The sequence below is a fragment of the Streptomyces sp. NPDC006140 genome, from assembly GCF_040628815.1.
Classification (GTDB): Bacteria; Actinomycetota; Actinomycetes; order Streptomycetales; family Streptomycetaceae; genus Streptomyces.
In genome coordinates this window covers 368,943-385,085 of sequence record NZ_JBEXTS010000002.1, presented here as the reverse complement: position 1 = coordinate 385,085, position 16,143 = coordinate 368,943, and the positions used below count along the sequence as shown (strand labels likewise).

At 70.2% G+C, this 16,143-nt stretch carries 14 protein-coding genes and 1 pseudogene; 6 read left to right on the top strand and 9 right to left on the bottom strand.

The window, feature by feature from the left end; genetic code table 11:
• The first annotated feature begins 195 nt into the window (after positions 1 to 195).
• A complete protein-coding gene (locus tag ABZ386_RS06965) occupies positions 196 to 1,668 on the top strand; it encodes a non-reducing end alpha-L-arabinofuranosidase family hydrolase (RefSeq protein ID WP_358964007.1) in 1,473 nt (490 codons plus the stop codon).
• A 155-nt stretch (positions 1,669 to 1,823) separates the two neighbouring features.
• On the opposite strand, the gene ABZ386_RS06960 is transcribed toward ABZ386_RS06965, so the two are convergent.
• The 7 genes from ABZ386_RS06960 to ABZ386_RS06930 form a co-directional block, all read right to left on the bottom strand.
• Positions 1,824 to 2,960: a hypothetical protein gene (locus ABZ386_RS06960; RefSeq protein ID WP_358964005.1), complete on the bottom strand. Its 1,137-nt coding sequence runs from the start codon at positions 2,958 to 2,960 to the stop codon at positions 1,824 to 1,826.
• A complete protein-coding gene (locus ABZ386_RS06955) occupies positions 2,957 to 3,265 on the bottom strand; it encodes a helix-turn-helix domain-containing protein (RefSeq protein ID WP_358964002.1) in 309 nt (102 codons plus the stop codon). The genes ABZ386_RS06960 and ABZ386_RS06955 overlap by 4 nt, the downstream gene beginning before the upstream one ends.
• Positions 3,262 to 4,005: a hypothetical protein gene (locus ABZ386_RS06950; protein ID WP_358963999.1), complete on the bottom strand. Its 744-nt coding sequence runs from the start codon at positions 4,003 to 4,005 to the stop codon at positions 3,262 to 3,264. Before ABZ386_RS06950 ends, ABZ386_RS06955 begins: the two co-directional genes overlap by 4 nt.
• A complete protein-coding gene (locus ABZ386_RS06945) occupies positions 4,002 to 4,286 on the bottom strand; it encodes a hypothetical protein (protein WP_358963996.1) in 285 nt (94 codons plus the stop codon). Before ABZ386_RS06945 ends, ABZ386_RS06950 begins: the two co-directional genes overlap by 4 nt.
• A complete protein-coding gene (locus ABZ386_RS06940; protein WP_358963994.1) occupies positions 4,283 to 5,074 on the bottom strand; it encodes a hypothetical protein in 792 nt (263 codons plus the stop codon). The genes ABZ386_RS06945 and ABZ386_RS06940 overlap by 4 nt, the downstream gene beginning before the upstream one ends.
• A gap of 115 nt (positions 5,075 to 5,189) precedes the next feature.
• Positions 5,190 to 5,906, bottom strand: a complete 717-nt coding sequence (locus tag ABZ386_RS06935; protein WP_358963992.1) for a Crp/Fnr family transcriptional regulator — start codon at positions 5,904 to 5,906, stop codon at positions 5,190 to 5,192.
• Positions 5,907 to 6,029: 123 nt separating this feature from the next.
• Positions 6,030 to 8,951, bottom strand: a complete 2,922-nt coding sequence (locus ABZ386_RS06930) for a hypothetical protein (RefSeq protein ID WP_358963990.1) — start codon at positions 8,949 to 8,951, stop codon at positions 6,030 to 6,032.
• 1,786 nt (positions 8,952 to 10,737) lie between these two features.
• Here ABZ386_RS06930 and ABZ386_RS06925 point away from each other — a divergent pair.
• Positions 10,738 to 10,884: pseudogene (locus tag ABZ386_RS06925) on the top strand (hydrolase); the annotation flags it as partial.
• Between the two features lie 39 nt (positions 10,885 to 10,923).
• On the opposite strand, the gene ABZ386_RS06920 reads toward ABZ386_RS06925, so the two are convergent.
• Both ABZ386_RS06920 and ABZ386_RS06915 read right to left on the bottom strand, forming a co-directional pair.
• On the bottom strand, positions 10,924 to 11,133 hold the full coding sequence (locus ABZ386_RS06920; RefSeq protein ID WP_358963988.1) for a hypothetical protein: 210 nt from the start codon (positions 11,131 to 11,133) through the stop codon (positions 10,924 to 10,926).
• Between the two features lie 195 nt (positions 11,134 to 11,328).
• A complete protein-coding gene (locus ABZ386_RS06915; protein ID WP_358963986.1) occupies positions 11,329 to 12,144 on the bottom strand; it encodes a BBE domain-containing protein in 816 nt (271 codons plus the stop codon).
• Between the two features lie 3 nt (positions 12,145 to 12,147).
• On the opposite strand from ABZ386_RS06915, the gene ABZ386_RS06910 reads away from it, so the two are divergent.
• The 4 genes from ABZ386_RS06910 to ABZ386_RS06895 all read left to right on the top strand — a co-directional run bounded on the left by ABZ386_RS06910 (position 12,148) and on the right by ABZ386_RS06895 (position 16,139).
• On the top strand, positions 12,148 to 12,423 hold the full coding sequence (locus ABZ386_RS06910; protein ID WP_358963984.1) for a WYL domain-containing protein: 276 nt from the start codon (positions 12,148 to 12,150) through the stop codon (positions 12,421 to 12,423).
• A 228-nt stretch (positions 12,424 to 12,651) separates the two neighbouring features.
• A complete protein-coding gene (locus ABZ386_RS06905; protein ID WP_358963982.1) occupies positions 12,652 to 13,419 on the top strand; it encodes a hypothetical protein in 768 nt (255 codons plus the stop codon).
• 408 nt (positions 13,420 to 13,827) lie between these two features.
• Positions 13,828 to 14,769, top strand: coding sequence for an ABC transporter ATP-binding protein (locus ABZ386_RS06900; protein WP_351336854.1), 942 nt, complete (start codon positions 13,828 to 13,830; stop codon positions 14,767 to 14,769).
• Complete coding sequence (locus tag ABZ386_RS06895; protein WP_358963980.1) at positions 14,766 to 16,139, top strand: ABC transporter permease; 1,374 nt, start codon at positions 14,766 to 14,768, stop codon at positions 16,137 to 16,139. The genes ABZ386_RS06900 and ABZ386_RS06895 overlap by 4 nt, the downstream gene beginning before the upstream one ends.
• The last annotated feature ends 4 nt before the right edge of the window (positions 16,140 to 16,143 follow it).

Genomic DNA, 16,143 nt, shown 5'->3' with positions numbered 1-16,143 from the left:
CCGAGCCCCGAGGGAGGGAGGAGCTGTTTGTGGACAGATCGGCGACAGACCTTGACCAGAGGGCCCCACATTCCTAGCTTGTGCCGTCAAAGGTTCGGCGAGCGCTTCGAATGTTTCGAAACTGTCCCTACCCTCGGCTCGGCCGCTCCTCGGTTCATCGGCGTCACCTCACCCCGTCCCCAAGGAGGCCCCCTGATGTGGTTTCGCCACCCGCCCCCGGTTCGCCTGAGACGCCTGCTCGCCGTCCTTTCGCCCTTGCTGCTCGTGGCCACCTTCCTCGGTGCCCAGCCCGCCAGCGCGGCGACCGTAGACCCCAACGCCTCGTACGTGCTGGTCAACCGCAACAGCGGCAAGGCCCTGGATGTCTACAACATGGCGACCAACGACGGCGCCCGCATCACCCAGTGGACCAGGAACGACCAGAGCCAGCAGCAGTGGCAGTTCGTCGATTCCGGGGGCGGCTACTACCGCATCAAGTCCCGCCACTCGGGCAAGGTGCTGGACGTCCACAACTGGTCCACCGCGAACGGCGGCTCGATCGTCCAGTGGACCGACCTGAACGCCACCAACCAGCAGTGGCGCCTGGCCGACAGCTCCGACGGCTACGTGAGGCTCATCTCGCGCCACAGCAACAAGGCCCTCGAAGTGCAAGGCGCCTCCACCGCCGACAACGCGAACATCGTCCAGTACGACGACTGGGGCGGCAGCAACCAGCAGTGGCAGCTCGTCAAGGTCGGCGCCGGCACCCCCGGCACATGCGAGCTTCCGTCGTCATACCGCTGGTCCTCGACGGGCGCGCTGGCGCAGCCCAAGCCGGGGTGGGTCTCGCTCAAGGACTTCACCGTCGCCCCCTACAACGGCAAGCAGCTCGTCTATGCGACGACGCACGACACGGGGACGCGTTGGGGTTCGATGAACTTCGGCCTGTTCACCAATTGGCCGGAGATGGCCTCAGCAAGCCAGAACACGATGTCGGCCGGCACCGTCGCGCCCACGCTCTTCTACTTCGCGCCGAAGAACGTCTGGGTGCTCGCCTACCAGTGGGGCCGGACCGCCTTCTCCTACCGGACATCGAGCGACCCCACCAACCCGAACGGCTGGTCGTCCGAGCAGCCGCTCTTCTCCGGAAGCATCTCCGACTCCGGAACCGGCCCCATCGACCAGACGCTCATCGCCGACGGGTCGAACATGTACCTGTTCTTCGCCGGTGACAACGGCAAGATCTACCGGGCCAGTATGCCGATCGGGAACTTCCCGGGCAGCTTCGGCTCGACCTCGACCGTGGTCATGAGCGATACGCGGAACAACCTGTTCGAAGCCCCGCAGGTCTACAAGCTCCAGGGCCAGAACCGCTACCTCATGATCGTCGAGGCGATCGGCGCGCAGGGCCACCGCTACTTCCGCTCGTTCACGGCCACCAGTCTGAACGGCTCGTGGACACCCCAGGCCGCGACCGAGAGCAATCCCTTCGCCGGGAAGGCCAACAGTGGCGCCACCTGGACCAACGACATCAGCCACGGCGAACTGATCCGCACCAGCGCAGATCAGACCATGACCGTCGATCCCTGCAATCTGCAGTTGCTCTACCAGGGGCGCAGCCCCAACTCCGACGGCGTCGACTACGGCCTCCTGCCCTACCGTCCGGGCCTGCTGACACTGCGGCGCTGACGGTACGAGACGTGTCCGGCTCCGGCAGGGAGCCGACGTGGCGGGCTCGGTCCAAGACCGGGCCCGCCACGTCGGGCGACTACGTCAGCCCTCGTGGTATCGCGAGGCCCACTCGGCTCCGCAGTGAGGAGGTCCGGGACCCTGCGAGGGCAGTGTCATTCGGTGGAACTGGAAGCCAGGGCACGGGCCTTGTCCGCCCACTCCCCCATCCTCGTGATGGCGGAGGTCAGTTGCTTCACCGCGGCGGAGATCTCCTTCGCGGGCTTGCGGAGGTAGCGACTCAGCCGGACCATCGCGCCCACCGAGGTTCCGAAGGAGCCGATCTGCGCCAGACCGTCCTGCGCAGCCTCGTCCAGCGACATCAGCTGCTCCAGAAACTCATCCGCTTCCTCGCCGCGCCCGTCGGGCGGCGTCATCTCGATGAGACCCAGTGCGGCCCGAACGCCGCTGTCCAGGGTCGCCATCCGCTCCGCGAACGCGGCGGAGACGGTGTTCAGTTCGCCCGCCGGTGCGCTGATCGTCTCCGCGTAGCGGGCGACGGCGGCGAGCCGTGCGCTCACGGGCGCGTTCGCCTGGGTCAGATCGAGCATCTCGGTGCCGGCCTGCTCGGTCAGTGCTCCGATCGTCTCGACCGTCTTGGTGATCGCCTCCATGTCGGCGGCCATCTCGTCCAGCCCGTCTTCGATCACGGCGAAGTCGTCGAGCAGGCCGGGTGAATCCTCGTCCTCCGCCACCCCGCCGTCGCCGGTCTCCGAGGCAGATGCCGGCCCCTCACCGGCCTGGAGTCCTCGCAGCACCCGTGCCGGCGTGAGGAGTTGGAAGCCATCCCGGAGCCCGGCCTCCAGTGCGCTCTCGATCTCCTTGCGCGCTCCGGCCAGATGGCTGCGTGTCCGCTGGTAGCGGATCGTCCTGATCGACGCGATGTCGAAGGGAAGCTGCCCGGCCTCCCCGATGTGGATCGTCGGCTTGCCGGTGATGTGGCGCAGCCCCAGCTCGTACATGACGTTGGGGTTGCCGCCGCTGACATCAGCGACGACCAGGTCGGATTCGACGACGTGCCGGCAGATCTGCTCGTTGATGTCACCGGCGTGCGCGATGCCGTCCGCGCGCACGGCGCTGATGCCGTACTTCTCGCACGCAGGGGCGATCACCTGCTCGAAGATGCCAAGGTGGTGCTCGTATGCCTCGCGCTCGGGGCTGCCGTGCGCCGCGTGCGGGTCGCCGATGGGACCGACGACGAAGCACTTCCGGGGTTGGTCCGACTCCGGTCGGAGCGTCTGTGACGTGATCATGCGGGAACCTCCGATGCGTGAGCGTGGATGTCGTGGGGCCGGGCTGTGGGTGCCGCGTCGTCGTCCAGAGGGACGGCGTACACCGGCCGCTCCTCGATGCCGAGGGTGCGCAGCAGGTAGGCGGTGGGGATGCGGTAGCGTGCGCCGACTCGCAACACAGGGCACGGGAAGGTGCCGAGGCGGATCAGCTTGTACGCCGTCGCGGGGCAGATACCGAAGGCGCGGGCAGCTGTGCGCAGGTCGACGCTCAGGGGCAGGTCGAGAGCCTCTGCGAAGCCGAGCGGCGGGCCGGACCGCCCGCTCACCGCCTGCCTCCCGCGGGGCGCAGGACCAGCGTGCCGATGAGATCAGCCTCCTCGTGGCGGCGTGCCCGGAACGCCAGGTCGTGCAATCGGTCGCCGGTCCACCGGCCGTCTTGCCGGGGGCGTGGCTCGGCGAAGCGGAGCGTGGCGTACAGGCCCTCGCGGCGGGGCGGGGGCGTGATGTGCACTTCCCATCCTTCCGGCGGACGGGGCCGTTCCTCCGGCGGGACCGTGGCGTTGCGGGCCTCGGCGAAGCCACCGATATCGACGACGGGGATCTCCCGCGTGACGCGCTTCGCGTAGGCCCACATCCGGTTCACCGCCTCCTTGATCAGGCAGCCACCCGTGTCCGAGCCGTCCGGGTCCGCCGTGTCGAGTGCGGCAAGCACCGCAAGGACGGCCTCGGCCTCCAGGTCAGCCCGGTCGACCCGCCGCCAGCGGCGCAGGATCCGGTGCAGGTTCCGGTACAGCCCAGGGAGGGCCAGCCATACGACGAACAGCCGTCCGGTGCCGTCGCCGTCCAGCGGCTCCCGGCGGGCCTGGGTGACGGCATGTCGCCAGACCGCCGCTCCCAGCGCCGCGTCCCGTCGCGGTCCGTAGAGCGCCCTCCTGCTCTCCTCCGGGGAGAGCAGGAGCGCACGGGAGCCGACGTGCACCGTGAGCGACGGGCACGCGGCGCCGGGCGGTCCGAGGACGCCCCGGTCGATCCGGGTGAAGACACTCTGGGATCCGGTCGATGTCATTCCTCCTCCTTTCCGGCCTCGTCGGGCCGGAGGTACGCCAGGGCAGCAGCGGCTCGGCCGCAGGCGCGTGCGAGGTCGGCCAGGGCCGACCGCACGGCCGCGTGTCGCGTCATGCGGGCCGGGTGCGCCGTACCGTTCCGGCGCCGGGACCGTGTGTCGGGCGAGGCGGGCGGGTGGAAGTGGATGCCGCCGTACACGGCGTGGCCGACGTTCACCCCGTAGTCCGCCCACTGGCTGTCGCCCCGCTCGCGCCAGGGCCGGGCCTTGTAGGGGGCCGTCACCGGGCGGGCCCGGAACCGGTCGGCGGAGGGGGAACGGGCAGGCCGACGGTGAGACCGCCGAAGACGTCCCGGCCGACGGCGGCGCCCTGGTGAACGTACTGGGACAGGGTCGTCCGGCTCGGAGCGCCGGCGTCCGGCGAGGGGTTCGGCTCGGGCGCCTCCGCCATGGCAGAGCGCACATCGTCCGGCACGTGGCCCGGCACGCGGATCCAGCCGTAGCCTCCGAACTCCTTCACCCGCACATGGGCCCGCACGTACTGCGCGGGGTCGAGGTCCCGCCGCCCGGACCGCACGACGTCCTGGTACAGCCGGTCCGACACGATGACGGCGAGATCCGCGGCGGTGAGGTTGGCGAGCACTGATTTGAGCTGAGGCGCGTTGACGTAGCGCGCCACGGCGACCGGGGCCGGGCCGGCGTGGCCGAGGGCGGCCTCCGCGACCATGCCCGCATCCACGGCCATCCGCAGCCTCATCCGCTGGGAGGCCGGGCGGGCGTTGCGGTCGCCTAGGCGGACCGCAAGATGGTGGACGAAGAGACCCAGTACGGCATCCTCCGGCGTGGCCTCGGGGAGGACGGCGAACTCCAGGTCGCCCTGCGGCTGACGCGTCCAGGCCGCCCGGTCCAGTCCGGTCAGCGCGGCCGCCTCGTCCAGCAGCCGTACCAGCTCGGACTGGACGGCCGACTGCGTCCGGGTGTCGAGACGGCTGTACTGCTCCACGTCCGCGGCCAGGCACAGCCGACGGTGCGGCAGACCGGCCGACGGCCGGGGAGGAGAGATCTTTTTCATGGCAACTCGCCACCTTCCAATGGGGGTTGGGTGCGGTGCACGCCAACTGTGGGCGGAAGGGGCGGGAACGGCTGCACAAGCCGCATTAATGCGGCTTACTTGCCGTGCTCCAAGGTCACGGCACACTCAGCCGAGCTGCCTTGCGCAGCCGGGCCATGTCCTCAACGGAAGTCTTCCGCTCGCCGGTGGTGATGATCTTGCGCCTCCGTAGGTGAGCGAGAGCCTTGTGAACGGTGTCCGTGGTGGACGCGGTGAGGGCGGCGAACTCCGGCTGGGACAGCTCCACCTCGATGCGCACCTTGTTCCAGTTGGGTCCCCTGAACGTCTCTGCGGGCCGCCCGAACGACTCCGCGAGTTCAACGAGGACTCGCGCCAGCCGGACCGGGAGCGGGTAACGGCCGAGTTCGAGACGCAAGCGGTCGGACCGGCGCAGCCGAGCGCAGGCCATCTGGAAGAGCGAGACCGACATCGCAGGACGGGCAAGGAGGAAGGCATCCAGCTCATGTTTCGGGACGACGGCGGCGACCACATCGGTGCACGCGGTGACCGTGGCTGATCGCGGTCCGACACCCATCGCCGCACCTTCGCCCACGACATTCCCACCGTTCCAGATGTCCACGAGCGACATCCCGTCACGGCCCAGTCGAGCAGTCACCTTCACGAAGCCTTCGTGGAGGACCACCAGATCCTGGGTGTGATCGCCCTCATGGATGAGGACGTCTCCCCCGACGTAGTGATGTCGGTTGCCGAGCTGTTCGAAGGCCGCGCGCGCTTCGGGCGGCAATGTGTCGAGGAAGGCCACGCGGCCGTTGCGATTTGAACCGTGCTTCATCCTCACAGGACAGCACTCGCTCATTCGGGGTGGCGGACGTTTCGGCCCGGCCCACCGGTGCGCCGGACGCACGCCGGGGCGCGCGGCGGCGCACGCCGGGAGCATCCTGCGGACCGGTCACGTTCAGCTCCGGTCGGAGTCGCTGATCGCCTCGGCCACGCCGTAGGACCCGAGGAGCAGCAGTTGATCCAGCAGATCGAGGATCGCGGACCTCAGCGCGGGTGCAGTTGCCTGGACGTACGCACGGACCAACAGGCGACCGATGTCGCGGGCGTCGGCCGCCACGCCACGGGCCAAGTCGGCCGAAGCTGCTCCGAACACCGCGACAAAGCGCCGAGCACATGCCAGAACCAGTTCATCGACCCGGTCCGGGGCGTCCTCGAGCGTGATCAGCAGCTGAGACAGGGCGGCCCCGAAGGCGCGGGAGTCGATCAGCGCGGTCAGTGTCCGCCGATAGGGCCGCAGACGTTGGCCGCGCAGCGCCGCGGCCACGGTGGCGGCGGCTTCCCGCACGTCTTCCTCGGGATCGTGGAAGAACCTGACGAGTGCGTGATGGGCTAGCGCCGCGTCCCCCGTGTTCAGCAGGCGCTGGGCGCACACGTCGGCGGCTCCCTGACGTTGTGCCGTGTCGTTCCCGGCGAGCACCTTGGCCAGCAGGTCGGACGTCTCCCACTCCATCGCGGCCAGCGCGGCGATCTGGCCGCCGACCCGGCGCACTGATGCCACCGGGGAGTGCAGCATGCGTTCCGTCAGCGGCCCGGTCGACGCCGGGTCTCCGTGCATCAGGGCAACGGCGAGGCGGGGAACGTACGGTGACGCCAGCAAGTGGTCGGGGGCCTGGACGAGCACCGCGAAGGCATCGGCCGCCGCCGGGCGGTCGTGACGGATCGCGGCGTGCAGCAAGTGGGCCACGCACGCCCGGATTTCGAGGGACGGGTCGGCCGCCAGTCGGCTCAGGTGGGGGACAATCAGGGCGGCACGAGACCCGTCGGCGTCCTTGACGAGTAAATCGCCCAGACTCTCGGCCGCACTGCCCCGTACGGTGTTGATCCCAGCGGTGAGCAGGTCACGCGTCACATCACCCCCGTCCGTGCCGGACAAGTCGGCCGCGTCGCCCGGCTCTCCCGAGTCGAGAGCGCGGCTCAGGAGTGTCGCGACCAGGTCGAGCGGCACCTGGTCGAGGTACTTCCGCAGGGCGTGCCCCAGCCACCGGTCCTGCTCCGGCCGACCCCTGCCCGCGAGGTGGCGGACCGCTGCGAAGACGGTCTCCGGTTCGTCGTACGGCTCGGCCTCCGCGAAGCCGAGGAGCAGCGAGGCACCGTAAGCCGGGTGTGTCGCGGCGTCGATCCGCACGGCGAGCCGCGCGAATCGACCGGGATCCGCCACCGTCATGCTCTTCAGCACGTGGGACAGCTCGCGCGCGCCTCCGGTATGGGTGGCCCAGTCTGTTCGGTCCCGGCTGTGCTTCCGCATGGCCTGCAGCCACTGGTCGTCGCTCATGTGCCGGGCCGCTTCGGCCGGGATGGGCGGTCCGACGAACCCACCCGTCACCCCTTCCGGTTCGTCCGGCTCCCGTCGATCGCCGTGGAGCCGGCGGAGTTCTCCGATCCGGCGTGTTGCCGGCTCGGAGAGCCGCCCTTCGGGAAGCGCCGTCAACAGGGTGAACTCGTGCCAGGGCGAGAGTTTGCCGTCCGGGGGAAGGCGCAGGTGGAGCAGGAACTGCTCCAGCCGCCGGAACGTGTTGTCGGACAGGGCGCCGCCGATGGCGCGGAGGACCTCACGGGCGCTCCACACGGCGTTGGCCGCGTAGCCGGACAGCAGACGGTGTCCGCCCTGGAGGAGGACTTCGGCGGACCACGGGGCGAGGTCGGGTCCCCCCGCGGCCAGCACCTGGTAAAGCAGCCACTGCGCCGCCTCGTACGGCTCGCTCACCAGATGTTCCACGAGCTGACGCGCGCGCGAGACATCCCGGCCCGCGATACTCCGCAGAGCTTCGGCCGTGCCTTGCAGCAAGGCGTCGCCGAGGTCAAAGGGGTCGTCGCCGGGATGACGGTGCGAGAAGTGGCGGTCCTGGACGGGCCATCCCGTCAGGACCGGATGGGCGGTCAGGCTCATAGCGGCCAGGAGGACGGGTAGCACCCCGGCGCAGAACTCCTCCGGTGCGCCGGCAGCGGCGGCGGTCACCGTCTGGAGTGCCGCGCCGTCCCGGTCCAGCAGTATCGCCACCCTGCCTTGGTCGTCGAGCCGGAGGGCGTCCGGACGTTCCGCCAGCAGTACGCCCAGCAACTCGACCGCCCACGCGGGTTCTTCGGCTGCCAGCTCGCCCACCGACACCCAGAGGGCATGTTCGCCGCCGGTGAAGAGGCCCGCTCGAACGCCGTCGAGCAGGAGGTCGAAAAGCGGTCGGCTGCCGGCGAGTCGGGCGCGGAGAACGATCCGGATCAGCCACGTACCGTACGCCGGGTCAGCGGCGTACGGCTCCAGAAGGCGAGCCACCCGGCCGGGCAGGGCATCGGCGACCGCCACCAATTGCCTCAGCGCCCAGCCCTGTTCTCTCGTGTCGACACTGCCGAGCCAGTCTTCGAAGACCCCCTCGTCGTCCCCACGACGGAACCACGCGGGCGTGCCGAGCACGTCGACGAGGCGGTCGCGGAAGGGCGGGCGCGTGTCCAGCACACGGGCGACGGCACCCCACTCGAGGGCGGTGGGAGCGTCCAGACCCCGCAGCACGGCCAGGGTCAGGTGTTTGAGGTGGTAGCGAATGTCCGGACTGATCAGCAGCTCCTCGACCTCCGCGGCGAAGCGTTCCGGGTCGAGGTCCCGCAGGTGATCGAGCACCTGCCGAAGCTGTCCGCGGCGGAACAACTCCTGCTCCCCGCTGGTGAGGAAGGCGACCAGGCTCTCTTCGCGCCGGAGCCAGTCGCGGGCGAAGGCGTAGTCGAAGAAGCTTTCATGGAAGAAAGCAAGCTGACGGCCGTCGCGCACACATACGTGTTCCGACTCCAGTACCTTCCGGCTGGCGGCGAGGTCGTCCGTGTCGAGCATGCGACGACAGCAGAGACCGCGTCGTGGAAGCGCACGGACGGACGCCGGGCGCAGTCCTCCTGTTTGGTGTCCCAGAAGGCGTCGAAAAGCTGGCGGGTGCTGTGAAAGAGGAGGGCCTGCTCCTGATCCGCGACCTGGGCGAGGAGGACGAGATGCAGCGGCGAGCGCAGCAACGCCCGTTGCGGCGGAGCGAGGCGTGAGATGTTCAGTCCCATGCCGCTCGCGGCGGTGTCGACCTGGGCGTCGGAGAGCGACCCGACCGTGACACGTGTGCAGTGGTCCGGGGCGGTGAGCCTACGGATGCGCGCGTCGGCCTCGGCGTCGAACGCGCGGCAGGCCAGGACCACCCGCATACCGGGATGTGCCGCAGCCTCGTCGGCAAGGTCGGCCACTGCGTCGAAAGTTTCCGGGATGCGTCCCGATGCCATGCTGACGGCGTCGAGCTGGTCCACGACGAGGACACAGCGCCGACCTTGCGCCACGGCGCCGAGAGCGCCGACCGGGGACATGGTCAGGCCGACGCGCTGCCCGAGTTCATGCGTCGAGTCGAAGGGTTGTAGGCGGTCGAGACGGAAAGCGAGAACCGGAGTGGACGCCTCGTCGAGGGCGATGAGGGTCTGGTGCAGCACGGCGCTCTTCCCACCGCCCGCGGTTCCGGTAAGCAGGACGAGCCGCCGGGTGCCCTCCCTGACCTCCGCCAGGAGGCAGGCGGCCTCCTCCCGGGGGATCGTGGGTCGGAGCAGCGTACGTTCGACGCTCGCCGCCCACCGGCGCGTCACCGTTCTCACCGTGTCGGACACCGCGACAGCGTCGGCCCGCACGACACGGCGCAGCCCGTACGGCGCCAGCCGCGTGGTGAGGGCCGCGGCGTCGAGCGTGCTTCCCAAGTTGTCCAGCAGGAGTTGGCCGAGGGCGAGCGCCGCCAGGGGGCCCGGTGCCCCGGTCAAGGTCTGTTCGGCCAGGGCAGCGTTGGTGTGTACGAGGTCCCGTTCGTCGTGCCACTCCACGCGGAACCCTCTCAACATCCGCCAAGCCGTCGCGGTCGAGCCGTAGATGCCAGGCGAGGCGAGGGCATCGAAGGGACCTCGGAGTTCGTCCGTCAGCCACTCGGCCTGGAAGGAGGCGAGATCGTCGGAGCGGCGGGCGCGGTCGGCGAGTTCGTCGAGCGCACGGGCCGGTAGCACGGAGACGAAGTGGAAATCCCGGCCCGCCTCGACATGCGAACGCAGACTCTCCCACACTCCCTTGTCGCGGAGGGAGGCCACATTCCAGTTGTTCGCGTTGCGGTTCTGCCGCTTGACCTGGTGCACCTCCGTTCCATGGTCGTGCCGGTAGACGAACTCGACCCCGTCGCCCAGCGCCCCACTCGGTTCGACGCACAGCGACGTGCCCGAGCCCAGCAGTACGTACAGGGCATGTCTGATCGTCCAGGCTCCCTCGTAGCGGTTGCCAAACTTGTCCGTCTCGCCACCCAGCCGCGGTGCCACCGTGCCCCCCCCTGCCCCCTCCGGCCCGACTGGACGGGCCGCGCGCGTGCGCGGACGCTACCGCATGCCTGCGAGGCGCACCGAGGGCCGTTGAACGGCCCTCATTCGAGCAGGGACTGGCGGCCAATCCGCCGCCTGCAACGAAACGGATTCACGCATGGCTGGTTGGCCAGCGCATTCCGGTGGTAGCCCGCGCCGGGACCTCCTCGTCGAGCAGCCCCGATGCGCGCAGGGGCCTGCAGCACTTACCCTCAGGGCGGGTAGAGGCTGGAGGAATCGGTCCCAAGGGCCGCGGCGACGCCATGACCGGTGCCGACGGCAAACGGCAGATGGCCGTCGCGGTGAACCTGCAGAGGTGGAACAGACTCGATTCCTCCGGCAAGCCGCAGCACCATCCCATCGACGACGTGCTTATGGCTCTCCACCGCGTGACGATGTACGGCTGACCGGCCGTCCCGTCGCCGCGAGGGTTGCCGCTGGCAGGATCAGCGAGACTCCGTCGCCAGGTCCGAGTGTTCCGGCTCCTCCTCGTGCGAGTTCGGTTTCACCTGGCGCAGGAGGTAGATCGCGCCCAGGGCCATGGCGAGCATCAGGGGTGCGGCCACGAAGGCGTTGACCTGCAAGCCGTGGGCGAAGGCCGCGCGGGCCGCGTCCGCCAGGTGCTCGCCGGCCTCTCGGACATGCTGTCGCGGCACACGGCGGTGCTGAGGCTTCCCACCAGCGCAATCCCCAGCGCCCCGCCGAGCTCGTTGGTGGTTTCCGAGATGCGGAGGCCTGACCGGCCCGCCTAAGGCGGCCGGGACACCCGGCTGAGCGGCTGGGCGGCGGCGAGACAGCCGATGCCGACGACAGCCATCCCCGTCGGTGAACTGGTCGTCGCCGCCTCCGGTTCAGGCCGTCACGGTCGGGCCGTCGCCCTCCGGCGGGATGTTGTAGTTCAGGCGGAAGAGGTTGCCCGGGTCGTAGACGGCCTTGAGCCTGGCCAACCGGTCGAGGTCTGCGGGCGCGTACGCGGTGCGGACGGTCTCCTCGTCAGCGTTCGCGCCGTGTCCCAGGAAGTTCAGGCCGACGCCGCACGAGACCGGCCGCAGTGCCTCGCGGAGCTGTTTGTACATCGGCCGGGTGTCCTCCTCGGTGATGCCGAACAGCAGGGTGACGACCGACAGCAGGTATCCGGCATCCCGGTGGGCCACGGAGTTGGGCCGCTCGGGCGGCGTCGCCAGGGCGCCACCGAGGTGCCGCAGCTCCACGACGACCGGCAGCGGCGCCTGCGGGCCCGCGTGTTCCAAGAGCAGGCGCAGCACGCCGTCGCCTGCTTCCCGCAACATCACGGTCTCGCGCTGGAAGGGGATCGGGGCGGGAGGTTCGTCGTGGATGGAGCCACTCTCCGTGTACGGCATGTCCCGCAGGTCCTCCATCAGGACCAGGCCGGCGTCCCGAAGCGGGGCCACCAGCCGCGCGCCCTCCTCCGCGCTGCCGGTGTAGGCGATCCGCACGTGGCAGACGTGCCGGCCCCGCATCGGCTCGGGCACCTCCGGGTCGTCCGGCATCGGAACGAGGGCCACCGAGGAGTTCATCTCCCGGGGCAAGTCGGAGGTCCACCGTGCGTATACGCTCAGGACGTCGGGCGCCGCCTCGGCGTCGAAGAAGAACCCGCCGCCGTACACCCGGTCCACCGGCACGAGGTCCATTTCCAGCCGGGTCACGATGTGGAGAACCGCGAGCCGGGGATCGTGGCCCGGGCCCGGGTCAGGCGCCGCCGCCTGGACATGCTGCAGAGGCTCACCCGCGCGAACTTCCGCGGAGTCGTCGGGGAGGCGGACGACGAATGGCTCATCGTCGAGCTGGACTACCCGGTGCCGGCCGCCGTCTGCCGGTTGCTCCTGTTCGGGACCGACGTCGAGGTGCTGGATCCGCCGGAGGCGGGCGAGGCGATCTCCCGCATGATTGCCGCGCTCGCCGCGCTCTACCCGGCCGGCGGCTGAGCGAGCCCGTTGCCAACGGTGACGCAGCATTGGCGTTCATTCCCTCGGCGAAAGATACTGAAGACAGCACTCTCACTCAACGGCGCCGGTGCCTCGTACGAATTGACGTTCAACAGTCAATTGAAACCGGAAAAGACCATGATAGATCTCGGCTTCGTGGGTCCCAGCCGTCCCGCCAACGATTACGCGTTCGTGAGTGTGACCGACGGCGACACCCCAAAAATAGAAATGGCCATCCGTATGGTGTCCATCGACACCCCGGAAAGCCAGTTCGGCGGCTCGCCCGCCACCGCCCAGGCCGCTCTGGAGCGCACCAAGGCGCGACTGCTGGACGGCACCTACGACGCGCTGCCGCAGGATCTGCGCGACTATCTCGTCTCCCGGATCACTCCGGACGCCGCGCAGCGGCACCAGGCCGCGGGCAAGGCCGCGGCCGAGGCGCACAAGGACATGGTGGCCACTCGCCTGACCCGCCCCGACGGCTCACAGCGCAAACTCGCCGTGATCGCCACGGGCGAACTCGTCGAGAGCAACGGACGTCTGCTGGCCTACACCGCGCCCTGGTTCGGCGGCAGTGCGTCCGATCCGCTGCCGCCGCGCGACGACCCGCGCCGGCGCACGTTCAACCTGGACATGGTGGCACTCGGCTGGGCGGCCACCTTCCTCATCTACCCCTCCATCCCGCCCTCCTCCGACCTCAACCTGCTGGTGGACGAGGCGGAGGCGGCATGGACCCAACAGCTCGGCGCCTGGGCGCAGTTCGGACAGGACCTGCTGCTGGGATACGAGTACCGGGCCTGCATCAAGCTCGGTGCCCGGGAGGTGCCCGATCCGGCCAAGGCGATCGGGCAGGCCTACCAGCGGGTGTGCGTGGACCTGCGGGACCTGACCGAAGCCGGCCTGTACGGCTACCACCGCGTGCCGCCCCACCACCGGCTGTGGATCTGGGAGGACGACCTGGAACAGGCGCGCAAGGACCTTCCGATCACCTCCTGAGCGCAAAGAGCTTTGCGTGCTGAATGAGCGCAAAGCTCGGTCGCCGCGGTACGGCGGGACCATGGGTGCATCGCCTGGACCCACCCGCCCGGTTTCCCGGACAGCAGCGGGGCGGGTGAGTCCGGGCCGCCGAGGCGGGAATCGGCCTCGTCCGGGACGTCGCCACCGTCCGGGCGGCGCCCATGAGGTCGCGGCACGGGCCTGCGTCAGCCGCCGGACGGCGCGCCGCTGTCTGAATGCCCCTGTACACCTGGATGGCCCCGCCGGAAGGGCCCGCGGCCGGCTTTACTCCGTGCACACGGACTTGCCGATGCCTTGACGAGTCGTTCCGAGTACGTTCAACCCGCTGTCCCTGCCCGCGCTGTGTGCGGTCCCTAAGTTCCTTCCGGGCTTTGGAAGAAGGGGACCATGGACGCATTCCTCGCAGTCCGAGCCCGTGGGATCAGCAAGTGTTTCGGTGATGTCGTCGCACTCGACGGCGTCGATCTGGACGTGACGCAGGGGCAGATCCACGGGTTGGTCGGACCGAACGGCGCCGGCAAGACGACGCTGCTCGGGCTGCTGCTGGGCCTGGCCGTCGCCGACCGGGGCAGCCTCGAGATCCTGGGCACTCCGGTCGGGCGTGCGCTCGCCGCTCCCGGCGGTGTCGCCGGGTTCGTGGACGGGCCCGGTCTCTACCCGTCGCTCACCGCGCGGCAGAACCTCGCCGCGCTGGCCGCCCTGCGCGGTCACGGCGTGCCGACGGCGGGGGTCGACGACGTGCTCGATGAAGTCGGGCTCACCGACGTCGCCGACGACCGGACCCGCGGCTTCTCCCTCGGCATGCGCCAACGGCTCGGTCTCGCCGCCGCCCTGCTCACCAGACCCCGGCTGCTGGTGCTGGACGAACCGGCCAACGGACTCGATCCGGCCGGGAAGAAGCACGTGCACGGTGTCCTCGGCCGGCTCGCGGCGGACGGAACCAGTGTCGTGCTGTCGAGCCACCGCATGGACGACCTGGAGGCCCTGTGCTCCGAGGTCACCATCCTCGCCACCGGGCGCGTCGTCTTCTCCGGGCCGCTGGGCGAGCTGGCCGCCGAGAACCGTGAACTCGACTACCGGCTGCTCACCTCCGACCCGCAGGCCGCTCGCCGGGTGGCCGCCGGTACGGACGGGGTCCGGATCCTCGACGAGGCCGAGGTGCGGCAGGCCGCCGAGGTGCTCGTCGTCCGCGCGCCGGTGCCGGCCCTCGACGCGCTGGTGGCACGGCTCGTGCACGCGGGCATCGCGGTACGCGAACTCGCGCCCGTGGTATCGCCCTTGGAGGCCGCGTTCCTCGCCCTCACCGCACGGCAGGAGACCGCTGCATGACCACGACCGTCCGGATGACCGCGACTCTCCCCCCACCCCCCGTCCAGGAGAACCCCCGCGTCCCGGTGACCCGCTGCTACCGGTTCGAGCTGGTCAAGTTGGTCGCGCACTGGCGGATCCGGCTGCTGCTCCTCGCCTGCTGGGTCGCGCCGGGGCTCTTCGTCGCCGGAGTGAGTGAGCAGAGCACGCTTCCGTCCGACACCCTCTTCGGCCGCTGGATGCACGCCACGGGGTGGGCCGGGCCGCTGGTGACGCTGGGTTTCGCGGGCACCTGGGCGCTGCCGCTGCTGACGTCGGTGGTCGCCGGTGACGTGTTCGCGTCCGAGGACCGGCTCGGCACCTGGCGCCACCTGCTCGTGGCGGTCCGCTCGCCGCGCCGGATCTTCGCGGCGAAGGCCCTGGCCAGTCTCACGGTCATCCTGCTCCTGGTCGCCGGGCTGGCGTGTTCCAGCACGGTGGGCGGAGTCCTGGCAGTCGGCAACCAGCCGCTGGTCGGCCTCGACGGGCACCTGCTGCCCCCGGCCGACGCCGCGGCGAGGGTCCTGCTCGCCTGGGTCTGCGTCCTCGCCCCGACCCTGGCCCTCGCCGGCATCGGACTGCTCGGGTCGGTCGCGCTCGGGCGGTCCCCCGTGGGGCTGCTGCTGCCCGCGGTCGTCGCGCTCGCGATGCAGCTCGCCCAGATGATGCCGCTGCCCGTCGCCGTCCGCCTCTCCCTGCCCGGCTCCGCCTTCCTGTCCTGGAACGGTCTGTTCACCAGCCCGGTCCAGCTCGCGCCGCTGCTCACCGGCATCGCCGTCAGCCTGGTGTGGGCGGTGACCGCGAAGGCGCTGGCGTATCTGCTGTTCCTGCGGCGCGACTTCACCAACCCGGCCGACGACGGCTCGGCGCGCCGCGCGGTCGTGGCCGGTGTGCTGCCGCTCGCGGGGCTGATCGCCGTGACCACCGTGGTCGTCACGGCGACGACCTCGGCCACGGGCTCGGGGATCACCCAGGACAAGGTGCAGCGCTCGCTGGCCACCGCGTTCGCCCACCTCTACCGGATGCAGACCGCGCAGCTGAACCGCCCCGCCGTCACCGAGGCGCGGCTGCAGGCCACGGCGGCGTGCGACAAGGGCAGCGACCGGGTCGCCGCCGAAGGGCCGGGCAACGACTGGCGGTGCGTCGTCTCCTGGCATCTCCCTGGCGTCGAGGCCGCCGGGTCGGCGGTCTACCAGCTCGATGTCACCCCAGACGGTCGTTTCGTGGCCGACGGCGACGGACCGAAGGAAGTCAACGGCTACTTCCTGGTCCGCACCCCGGCCGGGGACGCACCGAACCCCCTGTGGCAGTTCGACGGCGACGTCGAGCTTCTCGCCCCCTCGAAGGGATAACGCA

Coding starts and splice junctions, on each gene's coding strand:
- ABZ386_RS06895 (WP_358963980.1), top strand. CDS start 14,766: ATGACCACGACCGTCCGGATGACCGCGACTCTCCCCCCACCCCCCGTC.
- ABZ386_RS06940 (WP_358963994.1), bottom strand. CDS start 5,074: ATGAAAAAGATCTCTCCTCCCCGGCCGTCGGCCGGTCTGCCGCACCGT.
- ABZ386_RS06930 (WP_358963990.1), bottom strand. CDS start 8,951: ATGCTCGACACGGACGACCTCGCCGCCAGCCGGAAGGTACTGGAGTCG.
- ABZ386_RS06900 (WP_351336854.1), top strand. CDS start 13,828: ATGGACGCATTCCTCGCAGTCCGAGCCCGTGGGATCAGCAAGTGTTTC.
- ABZ386_RS06965 (WP_358964007.1), top strand. CDS start 196: ATGTGGTTTCGCCACCCGCCCCCGGTTCGCCTGAGACGCCTGCTCGCC.
- ABZ386_RS06905 (WP_358963982.1), top strand. CDS start 12,652: ATGGCCATCCGTATGGTGTCCATCGACACCCCGGAAAGCCAGTTCGGC.
- ABZ386_RS06960 (WP_358964005.1), bottom strand. CDS start 2,960: ATGATCACGTCACAGACGCTCCGACCGGAGTCGGACCAACCCCGGAAG.
- ABZ386_RS06950 (WP_358963999.1), bottom strand. CDS start 4,005: ATGACATCGACCGGATCCCAGAGTGTCTTCACCCGGATCGACCGGGGC.
- ABZ386_RS06935 (WP_358963992.1), bottom strand. CDS start 5,906: ATGAAGCACGGTTCAAATCGCAACGGCCGCGTGGCCTTCCTCGACACA.